This is a genomic window from Lentzea sp. NPDC037011, assembly GCF_055607425.1.
The window spans coordinates 23,307-38,773 of sequence record NZ_JBVJRT010000021.1 but is presented as its reverse complement, the minus strand read 5'-3'; the positions used below and the strand labels follow the sequence as shown (position 1 = coordinate 38,773).

12 protein-coding genes are annotated in these 15,467 nt (G+C 69.0%); 1 reads left to right on the top strand and 11 read right to left on the bottom strand.

What is annotated here, in order from left to right:
- Positions 1 to 155: 155 nt before the first annotated feature.
- Positions 156 to 2,435, bottom strand: coding sequence for a tetratricopeptide repeat protein (locus ACZ7CH_RS38740; RefSeq protein ID WP_470376218.1), 2,280 nt, complete (start codon positions 2,433 to 2,435; stop codon positions 156 to 158).
- A gap of 805 nt (positions 2,436 to 3,240) precedes the next feature.
- The gene (locus ACZ7CH_RS38735) at positions 3,241 to 3,450 is read right to left on the bottom strand and encodes a hypothetical protein (RefSeq protein ID WP_360400025.1); all 210 of its coding nucleotides are present in this window, start codon (positions 3,448 to 3,450) and stop codon (positions 3,241 to 3,243) included.
- 176 nt (positions 3,451 to 3,626) lie between these two features.
- Here ACZ7CH_RS38735 and ACZ7CH_RS38730 point away from each other — a divergent pair, with 176 nt between their 5' ends.
- Positions 3,627 to 4,502, top strand: coding sequence for an SAM-dependent methyltransferase (locus ACZ7CH_RS38730; RefSeq protein WP_360400022.1), 876 nt, complete (start codon positions 3,627 to 3,629; stop codon positions 4,500 to 4,502).
- 40 nt (positions 4,503 to 4,542) lie between these two features.
- On the opposite strand, the gene ACZ7CH_RS38725 is transcribed toward ACZ7CH_RS38730, so the two are convergent.
- The 9 genes from ACZ7CH_RS38725 to ACZ7CH_RS38685 form a co-directional block, all read right to left on the bottom strand.
- On the bottom strand, positions 4,543 to 5,130 hold the full coding sequence (locus ACZ7CH_RS38725; protein WP_360400019.1) for a hypothetical protein: 588 nt from the start codon (positions 5,128 to 5,130) through the stop codon (positions 4,543 to 4,545).
- A gap of 152 nt (positions 5,131 to 5,282) precedes the next feature.
- Positions 5,283 to 6,737 carry a pyridoxal phosphate-dependent decarboxylase family protein gene (locus tag ACZ7CH_RS38720; RefSeq protein ID WP_470376217.1) on the bottom strand — a complete coding sequence of 485 codons (1,455 nt, stop codon included), beginning with the start codon at positions 6,735 to 6,737 and terminating at the stop codon, positions 5,283 to 5,285.
- Positions 6,734 to 8,851 carry a molybdopterin-containing oxidoreductase family protein gene (locus ACZ7CH_RS38715; RefSeq protein WP_470376216.1) on the bottom strand — a complete coding sequence of 706 codons (2,118 nt, stop codon included), beginning with the start codon at positions 8,849 to 8,851 and terminating at the stop codon, positions 6,734 to 6,736. Before ACZ7CH_RS38715 ends, ACZ7CH_RS38720 begins: the two co-directional genes overlap by 4 nt.
- 9 nt (positions 8,852 to 8,860) lie before the next feature.
- The gene (gene dapF, locus ACZ7CH_RS38710) at positions 8,861 to 9,724 is read right to left on the bottom strand and encodes a diaminopimelate epimerase (RefSeq protein WP_360400010.1); all 864 of its coding nucleotides are present in this window, start codon (positions 9,722 to 9,724) and stop codon (positions 8,861 to 8,863) included.
- Between the two features lie 5 nt (positions 9,725 to 9,729).
- A complete protein-coding gene (locus ACZ7CH_RS38705) occupies positions 9,730 to 10,437 on the bottom strand; it encodes a 2OG-Fe dioxygenase family protein (protein ID WP_458432967.1) in 708 nt (235 codons plus the stop codon).
- A gap of 40 nt (positions 10,438 to 10,477) precedes the next feature.
- Entirely contained in the window at positions 10,478 to 11,503 is a 1,026-nt protein-coding gene (locus tag ACZ7CH_RS38700) for an iron-containing redox enzyme family protein (RefSeq protein WP_470372080.1), read from the bottom strand.
- 250 nt (positions 11,504 to 11,753) lie between these two features.
- Entirely contained in the window at positions 11,754 to 13,130 is a 1,377-nt protein-coding gene (locus ACZ7CH_RS38695; RefSeq protein WP_470372081.1) for a pyridoxal phosphate-dependent decarboxylase family protein, read from the bottom strand.
- Positions 13,121 to 14,326: a tryptophan 2,3-dioxygenase family protein gene (locus ACZ7CH_RS38690; protein ID WP_470376215.1), complete on the bottom strand. Its 1,206-nt coding sequence runs from the start codon at positions 14,324 to 14,326 to the stop codon at positions 13,121 to 13,123. Before ACZ7CH_RS38690 ends, ACZ7CH_RS38695 begins: the two co-directional genes overlap by 10 nt.
- A complete protein-coding gene (locus ACZ7CH_RS38685; RefSeq protein WP_470372083.1) occupies positions 14,319 to 15,425 on the bottom strand; it encodes an acyl-CoA dehydrogenase family protein in 1,107 nt (368 codons plus the stop codon). The genes ACZ7CH_RS38690 and ACZ7CH_RS38685 overlap by 8 nt, the downstream gene beginning before the upstream one ends.
- Between the last annotated feature and the right edge of the window lie 42 nt (positions 15,426 to 15,467).

The window sequence follows — 15,467 nt, the reverse complement described above, 5'->3', positions numbered from 1 at the left end:
GAGTGATCGGCGGTCTGCTCGAAGTTAGCAGCCGCTCGAGCTGCTCGCGAACCTTCCCGCATGGTGAGCACGCTGGTTGTGCGCAGCGTTTGTGCCGCATGTGGTCCGCGATGCCTCGTCGATGAACCCGCGGGTCTCGCAACCCCAGGAAGCCGCTACGGCCTGTTGTGAGCGGGGCTCGTTGCGGTGGTGTGAGTCCGAGGGAACGGCTGGGACTGCGAGATCTCCCGTTGCACGAACCTCGTGAGATCAAGGTCCAAACTCTGGCTGCTTTCGTCTGCGGCGAGTGCGGCGTCCAGTGCGGCTTGAGCCTTTGCTCGATTGCCGGCATGCGCCCAGATGACGGCCAAGTCGACCAGATCGATCACGACGGTGGGGTGCTCGGCGCCGAATTCCCGAGTGCGGTCGAGGACAACTCCTTCAAGTTGCTTCGCCGCCTCATCGGGGTTTCCGGTCCGCCAGAACCATCGTGCGATGACTCCCCGCGTCGAGAGGGTGTGTGGATGATTATCTCCAAGCACTCGCGCCCGGTTTTCCAAGACCGCTCGCAGGGCGGCTACTGCTCCGACCGGATCCCCGGCCATTCCTCGCCAGTGCGCGTAGTTGTGGGCAGCGGTCAGCGTCGCGGCGTGGTCCTCGCCCAGCACCCGGCGCAGGTCGGGTAGCAGTTCCCGATATGCGGAGACCGCGGCACACGGATAGCCGGCCTCACCGTAGAAGCGGGCAGCGTTGCCCCTTGCCGTGAGCGTGAGGAGGTCGTCCTCTCCCAGTTCAGCGATGAAATCGGGCACCATGGCCACGAAATCGAACAGTGCGCCGTGTGGGTCGTCCGCCTGTCCACGCCAGTGTGCGAGATCGCTGCGTGCCTCCAAGACGGCCCGGCTTGTTCCACCCTTTGCACGCACGACGTCGGACAACAAGGTTTCCATCTGTTCGACCGCCTGCGTGGGATACCCGGCCTCGCCGGTCCACCGCGCCAGGTACTTCCGTGCTTGCAAGGTGGCTGGGGCATCTTGCCCGAGGAGACGTTCGGCGGACGCCGTCAAGCTGAGGAACGCTGTACGCGCAGCCACCACTCCACCGTTGTGCCCCAGGCTGATTGCCGCTCGAAACAGCACCTCACGGCAGGAGCACCGCCAGAGCAACTCTCCTGTCGACGCTGCGAGTGCATCTGTGTTCGCCCTCAACGACTGCCCGAGCACTGCGTCTTTGAACTCCTCCGGCCACACCTCCACCAACGCCTTTGCGTCGGCATGAGTGAGTTCTTCGAGCTGTTCGGTTGTGATCGTGTCCCTGGTGACCCGCTGAACCAGTCTGTGCACCCGGACGGCCTGGTCATCCGGGTTGCGGGCGGAGCTGATCAAGCTCAACCTGTGCAGGCACCACAACCCGTCACGGCTTTCCTCAGCGCTCACCCGGCGGCCTGCCGACCGTGTCAACCACTCCAGCACGGACGGCGTGGAGAAGACGTCGAGCGGAATGCCGTTGGGATCGAGGAGACTCGCCACCATCAACAACGGCCTGGCAAGTCCGGCAGGAACCAGCTGGTCGGCGAGTTCGACGGACAAGGACCAGGTAGCTGCGACGGTTCGCTGGTGCCCATCGGGCAGATGTTCGCGATCGGGGAACAGCGTCGCGAGTGTCCGTTGCCTGTCCGCGAACCGGGCGCGGTAGCGATCACAGGGAAGATTGAGGTCGACCATGTATGCGCTCGCTTGCGCGAGCGCCAGTGGTAGGTGCCCCAGATCAGGCCCCAACTCCGCAGCTTCGGACAGGAGGTGCGTGTGGTCTTCCAGCGCGCTTTCCAGATAGGACAGCGACTCCGCAGGGTGGAAAACTCCGATGTTGATCAGTTTGCGCCCATCGCCTCGAATCGCCGCATCGGTTCGCCGGGTGGTGACCACCGTGCGTCCGTTCGGCGATTTGGGAGGCCAGAGCCGATTCAAGTCGGTTGGACGCATCACGTCGTCCAGCACGACGAGCCACCGCGCGCTCGTGCGAGCCAGCCATTCCAACAGTCGGACCGCGCCTCGTTCGAGGTCGACGTCCTCGATACCGGTGAGATCGCGGGCGAGAGACGCGTAAGCGCTCACCACCGCGTCCCTGGAGTCAGCGGTAACCCATACGAGCAGGTCCACCTGCCCTGCCTCCCACGCACGTTCGGCATGGTCGAGCGCTAGTTGTGTCTTGCCCACGCCACCAAGACCGGTCAACACGATCGTCCGTGTCTCCGGTTCCACTGGCAGCTCCACCTGGCGCGGCTGGAAGAAGCCCGCCCTCACAGGAGAAGCTCCCGCCCGGTGCGGCAATTCGACCACCTGTTGCGGGCGCTGGTTCATGTGCACGTCGCCGTTGATCGTGCCGGCCATCAACGTCTGGCCATGCACATCGCCGCCCACCACGTTATGAGTGTGACGGTCGCCCAAGTCGTCCATCTCGCTGAACACCCCGATTTTGGTTTGATCAAAGCTACGAAGTTTAGGCAGGTTCGTAATTCCACATGACAAGAGGTGGCGGGTGCTGCCTCGGAACTCTTGGGCCTGCGGTGACAGCAAAGCCGGTATAGCAGCCGAACGGGTGATGTATCAGCTATAAATAGCATTCGGTAACGGCGCACTGGCCTGCGCAGATCGTCGGCAACCACGCACTCGATGGGCCAGCGTCGGGCAGTACCGGGACCATGGCGCGAGAACGAGCGAAGAAGCAGCCCAGACACGGTTCAGCCACGGCGACGCGAATCTTTGTGGTGAGAGCGCTAACGCTGCAACTACGTGGGTTGGGCTGCGGTCGTGGTAACGGCGGTCGTCGCGATCACACTGACTGTTCCCGCGTTGCCGTTGCAGCGGGGCAGGCTATCCGGCTGGAGCAACGGCACGACCGTCCTGACATGTCACGAACTCCGGCGGCTGGTTGACCCGCGGGCAAGATGTTCTGCACAGCCAACCGCCTGTTCGGCACACCTGAGCGGCAGGTATACCTCTGCCGACGACCATCATCGGCCAGGACGGTGCCGACTCTGCTGCGGAGTTGTAGTGGCACTCGACATGAACGTCGCATATGGAACCTGAGTTCGCCACGCCCTGGTGTGCGGCGGTGGCCTGGCCTGAGCCCTGAACTTCGATCACGGCTGTCTCCGTCCCGGCCGACTGGGGCTCTTCGACGGACACGGGCGAGGCGGGTGACGAACGCCGGGGTTGGTCACCGATCCCGGCCGCGTCGCTGACGCGTTCCCCGGCTCGCTCACGCGCACCGTGCCGACATCGGTGAGCTCGGCACCACGACCTCGCGGTAATCCTCCTCCGGCAACTCGTCGGTGTACTCGCGGTAGACCGGGTTAACTTGCTCCTCCACCGGGTCGAAGGCAACGCCCCCGGCTTCGAGCAACGTGAGCAGCGCGGGAGCGGCGTCCTCGCCCACCGTCCGGACCCACTCGCGCCGTTCGATCTTCATGAACCACCTCCTGCCCGTCGGACAACACGGACAAAGCCTGTTCCGGGTGATCATCCGGTACCGCCGGTGTGCCAGAATCTCCTGCAGCGCCGTGAAGTCGTACCGGTGTGGAATCGGCAGCGAGCCGCTGCGGTCCACAGTGGAGTCAGGTCCGCGCAGTACCCGGAGGAGTTGACGTGCCCGAGTCGAACGACGAGCCCTTCCCGTTGCCGGGCGTCGACCTGACGCGACCGAGCGTCGCCCGGATCTACGACTACTACCTCGGCGGGACCACCAATTGGGAGGTCGACCGGCAGTTCGCCGAACGCGTCCTGCGCGACTACCCGGTGATCAGGTCGGTCGCGTACGCCAACCGGATGTTCCAGCGCAGGGTGGTGCGGCACCTCGTCCGGCTGGGCATCCGCCAGTTCATCGACATCGGGTCCGGGGTGCCCACAATGGGGCACGTGCACGAGGTGGGCGAGCAGGTCGCGCCGGGTGAGGTGCGGGTCGCCTACGTCGACCACGAGCCGGTGGCCGTCGACCACGCGAACCTGCTGCTCCAAGAGCACGGTGACCCGAGCCGGCACGCGGCCGTCCACGCGGACCTGCGCGACCCGGACCGGGTCTGGTCGCGGATCTCGGACACCGGGGTGATCGACCTGCGGGAACCGGTGGCGGTGCTCCTCATGGCGGTGCTGCACATCCAGCAACCACCCGCACCGGGCAGCGGCGACACCGAGGACCTCGGCCCCCGCCTCGTCGCCACCTACCGCGACCTGCTCGTGCCGGGGTCGTACCTCTCCCTGTCCCACGTCACCGACACGGAGGTCTCACCGCGCAGCGCCGCGATGCTGGGCGAGCTGAAGAGCATGTACGCGAACTCGGTCAGCCCGGCCATCTTCCGCGACCGCCGGGAGGTCACCGCCCTCTTCGGGGACTTCACCCTCCTGGAGCCCGGCGTCACCTGGGCGCCCGACTGGCATCCGGAGGAGGCGAGCGAGCACGACCAGGTGGTGGACTTCAGCGATCCGAGCGGGTCGCTGCTCCTGGTCGGCACCGCTCGGAAGTGACGCGCCGGACCGGAGTGGGCCGGTCCGGCGCCGAAGCCGGTCAGCCGGGGCGACGGGCCGTGCGCCACATCGGTTGGAGCAGTTCCTGGCCGTCGAGGACGACCGGCGGACCGAGCGGCGTGTAGTCGCGGGCACCGAAGAAGCCCACCAGCCGCTTGCTCGACGCTTCGCCGTAGGCGTCCCGGCCCAGCTCGTCCAGGACCTGGTGGTGGTGGTTCAGCAGCAGGGTGGCCGCACCGTTGTTCTGCTCGGTCGGGCGCACGGCGAGGTAGGCGCCGTAGTAGTGGGACTGGTGCGGGTGCGCGGAGAGGAAGGCCGCCTCGAACCGGGCGAACCGTTCGAAGTACGGACCGGTGAGGTCCCTGAGCCAGCTCTCCCGTTCCGGCGTCGGCTCTGGCTCGACCGCGTGGTCGAACGCGACGAGGGCGGCGGACAGGTCCGGGAGGGTGTAGACCACACCGCAGGCGATGGCGTCCCGAACCTCCCGTTCGAGGTAGTGCGGACCGATCTTCCACCAGTCCTCCAGGTCGTCCACCAGCCAGCCGGTGAGGTCCAGGTCGCGGAACGACTCCGTGATGAGTTCGCCGAGCGCCGGAGCGTCCGACTCTGTCGCGAGCACGATCTGCATGGCAGAACTCCTAGGTGAAAACCGGGCGGCCGGTGGGGACCGCCGCGCGGTGCATCGTCACAGCGGGCACGGTCGGCCCGCTGACCCGTCCACGACCTCCTGCCCGAGCGCGCTCGGAGGTCCGCCCGCCGGCGCACACCGCCCTGGGCGGCTCACCGGGACTCCACCAGCCCTGTTTCTTCCGCCGCGACGGCGACGACCTGGTCGAGCAGGGAGCGGTAGTCGGCGCCCGAGGCGTTCGGGTGCAGGAGGGTGAGCTTGAGCCACAGCTTCCGCTGACCGTCCACTGTGTCCGGCAGTGCGGCCCGCCCCACGATCGCGGTCCCCCTGGCCAGCAGCTCACGCCGGACGCGGCCGACGAGCGCGTCCCCCGCGGCGATCGGCAGGTCGTCGAGGACGGTCGGCCGGAAGAGCACGGTGGACAAGGACGGGCTCTGCCACAACCTCAGGTCGGACCGGCAGTCGATCTCCGCCGCGACCTCCCGCGCGGTCGCGCAGCAGTGCTCGACCAGGCGACCGAGCCCGTTGGTGCCCAGCGCCATCAGCGTGACCGCCATCCGGAACGCGTCCGCGCGCCGCGAGGTCCAGATCGACCTGCCGAGCAGGTCCGGCAGGCCGGCGTCGACGTCGTCGGAGGCGTTGATGTAGTCGGCGCTGATCGTCAGCGCACCGAGGTCCGCCGCGTTGCGGGTCGCGAGGAGACCGGCCGCGATGGACTGCCAGCCGAACTTGTGCATGTCCAGCGTCACCGAGTCCGCCAGCTCGACGCCGTGCAGGTGCCGGCTCCACTCCTCGCTGCACAGCGCGAGCCCGCCGTAGGCCGCGTCCACGTGCAGGCGCCCCCCGAACCGGCGGCACGTCCCGGCGATCTGGTGGAGCGGGTCGATCCGGCCGGTGTTGGTGGTGCCCGCCGTGGCGACGACGAGGGTGGCCGGGCCGAGCCGCTCCAGAGCGGCCTCCAGTGCCGCCGGGACCATCCGGTCGTCCTCGCAGGCGACGACGACCGGGGTGGGCAGTCCGAGGAGCCAGGCCGCCCTCGTCACGCTGTGGTGGGCGTTCGCGCCGCACACCACCTGGAGGCCGGCACCGAGCAGGGTGCGCGCGAGGAGCAGCGCCAGGAGGTTCGACTCGGTTCCGCCGGAGGTCACCACGGCGTCGGGGGAGGGCTCGGCCGGGTAGCAGAGCCCGGCGATGCCCCTGGTGAAGTCCCGCTCGATCTCACTGGCCATCGGCGCCAGCTCCCACACGTCCATGGACGGGTTGAGCGCGCTCGCCACGACGTCCGCGGCAACGGACACCGCCAGCGACGAGCAGACCAGGTGGGCCGCGCAGTGCGGGTGGGCGGGATCGGCGGAGCCCAGACCGAGGAGCCTGCTCATCTCCTCCAGCGCGCGTTCCTCGCCGATGCCCTCGAGGGGCAGGCGGCCCGTTCCGCCGCCGGCTGCCGCGAGGGCGGCCGAGACGACGGCGGGCCCTCCCGCCGGCAGCGGGCCGCCGCGTTCGAGGATGCCGGCCTCCATGCCGCGCAGGGCCACCCCGAGCAGGGCGCCCAACTGTTCGGCGCCCTGCGGTCCGCTCGCCAGCTGGACACCGTTGTGTGCGCTCATGTCGACGCTCCTCCTCGAATCTGCGCTGCCGGGACCTCGACGGCTTCGACCGAGACCCGGTTGTCGTGGAACACCGCTCCACCACCCATGTCCGCATCCCGTTCGTCCACCGTGGCGTTGACCGTCGCGCCGCCGGTGAGCTTGAGCCAATGGCCTTTGGTGGTGCTGAGGACACCGCGGCGGACCCGTGCGTCGACCAGCACGTCCGCGGTGAACTCACCGCGGCTGTTGAACACCCTCACGCGGGTGCCGGTGGCGAGCCCGTGTGCGAGGGCGTCGTCGGGGTTGACGACCACGGTCGGCGAGCCCGCTCTCCTCCGCAGTTCGTCGTTGTTGCCGAAGATCGTGTTGATGGCGAAGTGCGACGCGCCCGCTATGAGCACGAACGGATGGCGTGCGGCCATCTCGTCGTCCACGACCTCCAGCGGCGGGGTGTAGCCCGGCATCGGGTCGAGGCCGTCGGCGGCCGCCGTGGCCGAGACGAACTCGAACTTCCCCGAGGGGGTGGGGAACCCGTGCTCGAACGGTGCGAGCGGGCTGGGGTAGTTGAGCCGGGCCCACCCGCCGGCCCGCAGCCCGTCGAGCGTGATCCCGTGCAGCGAGGGGTGGTCGGAGTCGAGGAGCTGCTCGGCGAGCCGTTCGTCGGAGTCGTAGAGGCTGGGCTCGCGCAACCCCATCCGCGCGGCCAGGTCGCGGAAGGTGTCCGTGGTCGACCTGCATTCGCCCGGCGGCTCGACGGCACGTTCGTTCCACGCGAGGTAGAGGTGGCCGTACGCGTCCATCAGGTCCGTGTGCTCGTGCTGCATCGTCGCGGGCAGGACCAGATCGGCGTAGTCGACGGTGTCGGTCGGGAAGTGTTCGAGGACCACCGTGTACAGGTCCTTTCTGGACAGACCCGCGCGGACCCGGTTCTGGTCGCTGGTGCTGACCACCGGGTTGGCGCCGTACACGACCAGCCCCATCACCGGCGGGTCGCTCGCCTCCAGCAGCCCCTCGGCGAGCCGGGTCATCGACAGCGTGCGCACCGCTTTCGGGCGCAGGTCGTCGCGGAACAGCGCCTCGCGGTTGCCGCCGAAGTAGGTGTCGGTGGAGAACATCAGCCCACCGCCGGGCCGGTGCCAGTCGCCCGTGACCGCGGGGATGCAGGCGAGCGTCCGCAGCGTCGCGCCCGCACCGGCGTGCCGCTGGATCCCCTGGGAGGTGCGGATCGCGGTGGGCCTGGTGCGCGCGATCCGCTCACCCAGGTCCCGGATCTGCTCCGCGGGGACACCGGTGATGGACGCGGCGCGTTCCGGCGTGAAGGCCAGCACGCGTTCGCGGAAGTCCTCCCAGCCGAAGCAGTACCGCGACAGGAAGTCGTCGTCCTCCCGGCCACTCGCGACGATGACGTGCATCAGGCCGAGTGCGAGCGCGCCGTCGGTCCCGGGCATCGGCGCCAGGTGCTCGTCCGCGGCGGCCGCGGTCCGCGTGCGCATCGGGTCGATGGCGACGACGTGACCACCGTTCTTGCGGCCCGCCTCGATGAACCTCCAGAGGTGGTGCCCCGACGTCAACGTGTTCGTGCCCCACAGCAGGGTCAGCTTGGAGAGCGCGAAGTCCTCCGGGTCCATGCCCCTGCTGGTGCCCAGCGCGTACGTCAACCCGGTCAGGCCCGCGATCGAGCAGATCGTCATGTCGTGGTGGGACGCGCCGAGCACGTTCCACAACCTGGTGCCTGCTCGCCCCTGCACCCCCTGCAGGTACCCGAGCGCACCGGTGCCCTGGTAGGGCCACAGCGCCTCACCGCCGTGCTCGTCGACGATGCGGGAGAGGCGGTCGGCCATCTCGTCCAGCGCCTCGTCCCACCCGATCCGCTCGAACCGGCCCTCGCCCTTCGCCCCCACCCGGCGCATCGGGTGCAGGATCCGGTCCCGGTGCGAGGCCTGCTCCAGGTAGCGGTTCACCTTGACGCACAGGGTGCCCCTGGTGACCGGGTGCTCCCGGTTGCCGCGCAGCCCGGTCGCCACCCCGTTCTCCACGGTGACCAGCCAGCTGCAGCAGTCGGGGCAGTCGAGCGGGCACGCTCCGGCGACCTCGCTCGTGGCGCTGGTGATGGGCAGGTTCTGGCGTGGCACGACACTCCCTCAGGACGGTTGCAGTTCTTCCAGCCGCGAGGTGAGGCCGGCCGCCACCCGGCCCGTGGCGACGTGCTCGACCTCACCGGTCATGAGCACGGAGCCCCGGCGGTCGAACCGCGCGGTGAAGGCACCGCCGCTCATGACCACCTCGACCCGGTCCCCGACCAGGCCCAGGCGGCGTGCGGCCGCGGCGGCCGCGCAGCCACCGCTGCCGGAGGCCAGCACGCGGCCGGCGCCCCGTTCCCACACCACCACGCCGAGCACGTCCTGGCCGAAGACCGCGGCGAACTCGACGTTCACCCTGCCGGGAAACCGCGGGTGCGCGGACAGCAGGGGACCGACCGAGTCGGCCAGTTGATCGTCCACAGCGGACAGGACCAGCACCGCGTGCGGGTTGCCGTTGTTCAGCGCGGTGACCTGCCACCGGCCGCCGCCGACCTCGATCGGCACGTCCACGGCCTCACCGGCGCAGCCCAGCACGGGCACCGCCTGCGCGGAGAAGTCCGGGCGGCCGAGCTCGATCGACACGATCCCGGCGTCCACGTCGTCGACGAAGACCGTGGACGTGCAGAACCCCGTGTCCACGACCAGCTGCCGCGTCCCGTGCCGGCGCGCGTGTTCCAGTGCGAACGCGCGCAACCCGTTCGCACTCCGCTCGCACGCCGAACCGTCGGCGTTGTGGATGCGCACCTCGACCACGCCCGCCGCGGCCGGTCGTCCCAACGGTCCGAAGACCACCCCGTCAGCGCCGACCCCGAAGTGGCGGTCGCACAGGACGCGTGCGGCGAGCGGACCCGCGGCCACGCCGTCCTGCGGCTCGACGAGCAGGTAGTCGTTGCCCATCGCGTGGTACTTGGTGAACGCCACCATGCCGGTCAATCCGCCGCGGCAGCGGACGCGCCGCCGGCGAGCGCCTGCGCGTCGTGCTCGTCGCCGTACCACTTCCGGCTCCACCGGGAGAACGCCGCGATGAAGATGTCCCTGTTGGCCGGGCGGCCGTCGATCGACTCCACGTCCGTGACGTCGTGCTGGATGGCCCGGTCGTCGAGCAGGACCGCCTGCCCCTCCTCGATGGTGCCGCTCCAGAAGGGTTCGTCCGCACCCGGCTTCCACAGCCTGGTCAGCGCGCCCCCGACGTTGGCCCGCCGGAGCACGCCGATCATCACGTAGTCGTGGCCGTCGTGGTGCACGCCCTCCGGGGTGAGCGGCGCGGTCACCGCGCTGGTCGCCTGCGACCGGTTCTGGTGCAGGTTGATCGACCAGTCCTCGGAGAGGTCGAGCGGGAACCCCTGCACGCCCGCGCGGAGCAGGTCGGTGAAGTCGGCCTCGACCGGCTCGTACCGGCGCCGGATACCGCCCGCCACCGGGTTGAACTTGACGAAGGTCGTGTAGTCGCGCTGCGGCAGCAGCTCGAACGAGCAACCGGAGTCCTGGTCCTGGGACAGCCGGTACTGGCAGAACCGCTTGAACCTCGTGCCGTGACCCATGTACTCGTCGACCGGCAGGTCGTCGTAGCTCGCCAGCAGCTCGGTTGACGCCGCCGGGAGGTCGATGATGCTGAAGCCTGCTTCGTTGAGTGCCACGTCCGGGAACCCCTTCCTCGTGAAGATGCGGGACGGCCGCTCACCCGGCGGTCGTGAGCCTCGCGGACAGGTCCACTTCGGACATGCGCTCGTCGAGGTAGCGCTGCGACGAGTTCAGCCGCCACAGCGTGCCGCGGGCGATCCCCCTGCGCATGGCCGGTGACGTGGCCGCGGGTTTGATGACGTTGTGGAACCAGCCGGCGGCGTGCTGGGCGTCCACGGTGATGTGCAGGCGGTGGTAGACGATGCCCACGTCCGGCAGGCCGAGCCGCTCCCAGGCGTGCACCACCTGGACGAAGCGGTCGGGGACCAGCCACTCGGTCATGCCGAGGAAACCGACCGCCTCCGGATAGCTGGAGCGGTAGCGGCACAGCATGACCGCGAGGTTGCCGGACAGCAGCGCGTTGGCGGTGAGGGCGCTCTCCAGCTCGTCGTCGGTGATGTCGAAGACCTCGAAGATCTGCTTGAACAGGTGGGTGTGGACCTCCGCCGGGTTCCCGTTGCCCATCTCGTCCCAGAAGTTCCGCGCGATCTCCATCTTGGCCGGACCGTTCGTGCCCACCTGCATCAGCGCGAGGAGGTCGTCGAAACGCCCGTCGATCACCGACTCCTGGATCATGTAACGGCGGATCGCCTCCGCGTCGGCGTGGTCGCGGATGAAGTCGGTGTAGTACGGGTGCTTGAAGACGGTGTGCCCCCGCGCCAGCTTCTTCAGCCACGACACGAACTCGGCGGGGTCCGCGGGCGCGTCGTCGAGCGATCCCGCTTCGATCCGCGCGTCCTCCGCCGCCGCGGTCGCCCGCTCCAGCGAGCGCGTCACCCGGTGCACCGCGGTGGAACCCTCGGCAGACGGTTCACCGGGCGCCACCCGCAGCTGCATGCCGTAGATCCGCGACAGCAGGAGCTGCTGCCGGTAGAACATCTCCCGGTCACCGGCGGCGGCTCGGCTGTTGAGCTCGTGGACCGCACCGAGCACCCGTTCCAGCTCCACCGGGTGCACCAGCCGGTCGACCTCGTCCGCGGGCCGGCCGAGCCACTCCGACACCCGCTCCACTGCATCGCTCACTGGAAACCCTTTCCGGAGGCCAGGTCTGAACGACTGCGAGTGTCCCTCCGGTGTAGACGGAGCTCGACCGCCGTCCCAAGCGAGGACAGAGAATCACCCGCACAGGCCGGAGTGGCGTGCCGCACACCCCGACTGCCCCCGCGCACCAGCCGATCGACCCGAACACCCACGTGGAATACGTGCGGAACCAAATGCTCAGCCGCGGTGCGGTCGAGCGACCGGATCTCCGCCGCGCCGGCCGGGAGCACGCTCACCTGAGCCCGGAGTGGGAGACGGCCAGCGCCTCCACCCGGTCGTGCAGTCGCGGGATGAAGTCCTCGAACTCCGGCTTCATCAGCACGCTGCGGATGATCCGCGCCTCGGGGGCATCGGCGGCGACACCGGGATGCCGGCGGACGAGTGCGTCGGAGCGCACCTTCACCGTGCTCAGGAACACGGGATCTGCTTCTGTGCCACCGCTTTCCAGCATCCTGGCCGACACCTGGTCCACCAGCCGCATGCTCGCGGGCCGGACGACCGGGAAGTAGGTGACGATGTCCAGCTCGGGTTCCTGGTACAGCTCGAGGGCCTCGGACGACGCGATCCTGGCCGACCAGTCCAGGGCGGCCCGCCTGCCGGCGCCCAGGACCCGGCCCAGTCCTGACGGGGTCGGCGGCAGGACCCGGAAGGTGAGCCAGAGAGCCGCCGCGGCCGCACCGGCCCGTGAGCACTCCAGGCTCGTCTCGCCGGGGTTGAACCCGGCCGGAGCGCAGTAGGTGTACGGGGAGTCGTGGGCGTAGAACCGGTTGACGTCCGGGTCGTTGAAGAGCACCGCGCCGCAACCGTAGGGCTGCAACCCGTGCTTGTGCGGATCGACCACCACGGAGTCACACCGGGAGATCGCCCGCCACGGCTCCGGCGGCAGCGCCTCCGCGGTGTCCGATCCCGCGAGCAGCGTGAAGAAACCGCCGTAGGCGGCGTCGACGTGGATGCGGACGTCGTAGCGCTCCCGCAACGCGAGGACCTCGTGGATCGGGTCGACCGCGCCGAGACCGGTCGTGCCGGCGGTCAGGACGACCGTGCCGATCCGCTGTGTCCGCAGCAGCTCCTCCAGTGCCTCGACGTCCATCCGGCCCCGGTCGTCGACCCGCACCGCATGACTTTCCACGCCCAGGACGCGGCACATGCGGCTGTGCGTGAAGTGGGCTTCCTCGCTGAACGCGACGCCTTGGCCGGGCCGGAGCTCTCGTGCGACGTAGAGGGCTTCGAGGTTCGCGATCGTGCCGCTGGTGGTCAGGTGACCGAGCGGGGCCTCGAACCCGAACATGCCGGACAGCTGGGCGACGACCTCCTGCTCCATCTCGACGGTGGCCGGGCCGCCGTCGAACGCGTGGTTGTTCGGGTTCACCAGCATGGCCGCCAGATAGCCGATGGTGGCGGCGGAGTGCGGCGGGCGGACCATGTGCCCGGCGTACGACGGGTGGAAGAAGGGGTAGTTCTTCCCGAGCCGCTCCGTGAAGTCGTGGAAGGCCGCCGCGAACACGTCATCGTCGACCTCCATCGACGGGTGGGGTGAGAACGGCGGAAAGGAGTCCTGCCACCTGGCGTTCTCCTCCTGTGCCCGGATCATCCACTTGGTCAGGTCCACGGGTAGCCTCGGCCTCCGTCGAAGGAAGAATCGTGCTGAGGGCGCTGCTCGCCGATCGGCCAGAAGAGCCGGTTCTCCTTGCACTGCCGCAAGTACTCGATGCCGTCCGTGCCGCCGGTGCCGTTGCTGTCGCCGATCATCGATCGCGCGATGGAGTGGTGAGTGCGCTTCCACTTCTGATGACTCTGTTCCAGCAGGTGCACCGCGTTCGTCACCACCGCGCTCTCCGCGTCACTCCACCTGCTCTGCCGGCGACGGTGCCACGCGGACAAGGAGTCGAGCCCGGACAAGGCGCGCAGCCGCACGCGCGGAACGGAGAGGAAGGCGGGGGAGTCGAGGCGACCTTTCCTCGGCAACGCGCAGAAGATCTCCACCAGCTTGTACGCCTCCGACTGGATCGCGCTCGACCCGTCGGTCTGCATGCGGAAGGCCTGGAAGTTCGCCGGTGACATGGTGGCCAGCAGGCTGAACAACCCCGACGCCTGGTCCAGCGTCGTCGCAGCCGACTCGATCCGGGCGGCGACCTCGAAGGCGCATCCGGACTGCGCGACCGCTGCCGCCTCCTCCAGCGTGGCCGCCATCATCGTGAACACCGTCTCGTAGCACTGCAGAACTCGGATGAAGAGGTACTCGTCGTGGTGGTCGGAGACGGGGAGGACGCTGAAGCGGATCACGTCCTCGACCGGTTCCGCCACGAGCCCGGGTCTTGTTCCCAGCGGGTCGAAGTGCTCGCCCAGGGAGGCCGCCTTGCGAATCCTCTTGAGTGCGAGCTGACGGCGTGGCCGGCCGCTCGGGAGGAGCTCGCTCTCGTCGTCGTCCTTCATCGTCATCCACTCGAACTCGGCCAGGTCGCGCAGGAGGCGCGCGACGAGGGTCCGTCCGGTGTGGACGTTCTCGGCCGTCGGGAGGAGGGGCTTCAGGACGTTCAGGGCCAGGTAGCTGCGGTAGGAGTACCGGTCCTCCGCCTTGTCCAGAACGCAGTTGTAGAACTCCGCGACCACCGGTCCGGTCGCGGCGTCGGCGCGGCCCGCTCTGGCCTGTTCCAGGGCGTCGTCCCCGAGCCGGTCCTTGCCGTGCCGCAAAATCCGCAGGCGTATCGAGCTCGCCAGGTCCGGTGTCGGGCCGCCTTGCTGTGCGTCGATGGCGGAGGTTGTTGTCGCGTGCTCGTCCACTGTCGTCCCCCGTGGCTCAGACATCACGCTGGAGACCGGGCGGAACTGCCGCGCCCATCCTGCTCAGCGCGTAGGCCTGATACGGTCCGGAGTAGACGTTGATGGCGTGGTTCAACCCGGCATGGGCATCGCGCCAGAAGCGCTGCATGGGCCGATCCGACCGCAAGGCGTTTCCGCCTGAGTGGCTGTAGAGGCGGTCGAGTGCCTCCACAGCGCGCCGGCTGCCGCGGACCTGGTCGCAGCGGGCTGCCGCGCGGAGCTCGAACGGCACTTCCTTGCCGGAGTCGACGATGTCCCACATGCGGCCCACGTTGGCCATCATCTGGACCCGTGCGGACTCGACCTCGGAGCAGCACTCGCTCAGCTGTGCCAGGAGGAAGTTGTCCTCACGCACCAGCCGGCCGGACTCGTCGACCCGATCGCGCTGGTAGTCGAAGGACGCCGCCAGAGCGCCACGGCACATGCCGATGATGGACGCCGTGATCGCGTTGGGGAAGATGGCCGACCAGGGCATGCGGAAGAGGGTCTCGCTCCTGCCTGCCTCCCTGGCCGCGACGCCGCTGACGACGTCCTGCTCAGCGATCACGCGCTCGGCAGGCACGAACGCGCCGCTCACCGCGACGTCCTTGCTCCCGCTGCCACGCAGCCCGACCGCGTTCCACGACCCGTCGATGATCGTGTAGTCGCTCCGCGGCAGCAGCATGTGCAGCGTGCCCTCGGACCCGACGCGATCGCCCTCGGCATCGACCACGGTCGCACCCAGCCAGGCCCACTCGCAGTGGTCCGTGCCGGACGAGAACGCCCACCTGCCGCTCAGCAGATAGCCTCCCTCGACCTTGCGCGCCTTGCCGAACGGGGAGAACGGCGACGCCACCCAGGTGTCCGGGTCAGCCGCCCACACGTCGTCCTGAACGGACTCCGGCATCAGGGCCAGCTGCCACGGGTGCGACCCCACGACGCCCGCGACCCAGCCCGCGGCGCTGCAGGACTCGGCGGTCAGGATCACCGCGTCGAGGAACTCCCGCGGATCGGCCTCGAAACCACCGTGCTTCGCGGGTTGCAGCATTCTCACCACACCGGTCTTGCGCAAGATGTCCGCGGTGTGCGCGGGGAGTGCTCCCATCTCTTCTGCTTCCGCAGTCTGGGCCCCGAGTTGCACACGTGA

Bases quoted from the DNA above. Each gene is read 5' to 3' on its own strand.
- ACZ7CH_RS38740 (WP_470376218.1), bottom strand. From the start codon at position 2,435: ATGGACGACTTGGGCGACCGTCACACTCATAACGTGGTGGGCGGCGAT.
- ACZ7CH_RS38735 (WP_360400025.1), bottom strand. From the start codon at position 3,450: ATGAAGATCGAACGGCGCGAGTGGGTCCGGACGGTGGGCGAGGACGCC.
- ACZ7CH_RS38725 (WP_360400019.1), bottom strand. From the start codon at position 5,130: ATGCAGATCGTGCTCGCGACAGAGTCGGACGCTCCGGCGCTCGGCGAA.
- ACZ7CH_RS38720 (WP_470376217.1), bottom strand. From the start codon at position 6,737: ATGAGCGCACACAACGGTGTCCAGCTGGCGAGCGGACCGCAGGGCGCC.
- dapF (WP_360400010.1), bottom strand. From the start codon at position 9,724: ATGGTGGCGTTCACCAAGTACCACGCGATGGGCAACGACTACCTGCTC.
- ACZ7CH_RS38690 (WP_470376215.1), bottom strand. From the start codon at position 14,326: ATGTCTGAGCCACGGGGGACGACAGTGGACGAGCACGCGACAACAACC.
- ACZ7CH_RS38685 (WP_470372083.1), bottom strand. From the start codon at position 15,425: ATGGGAGCACTCCCCGCGCACACCGCGGACATCTTGCGCAAGACCGGT.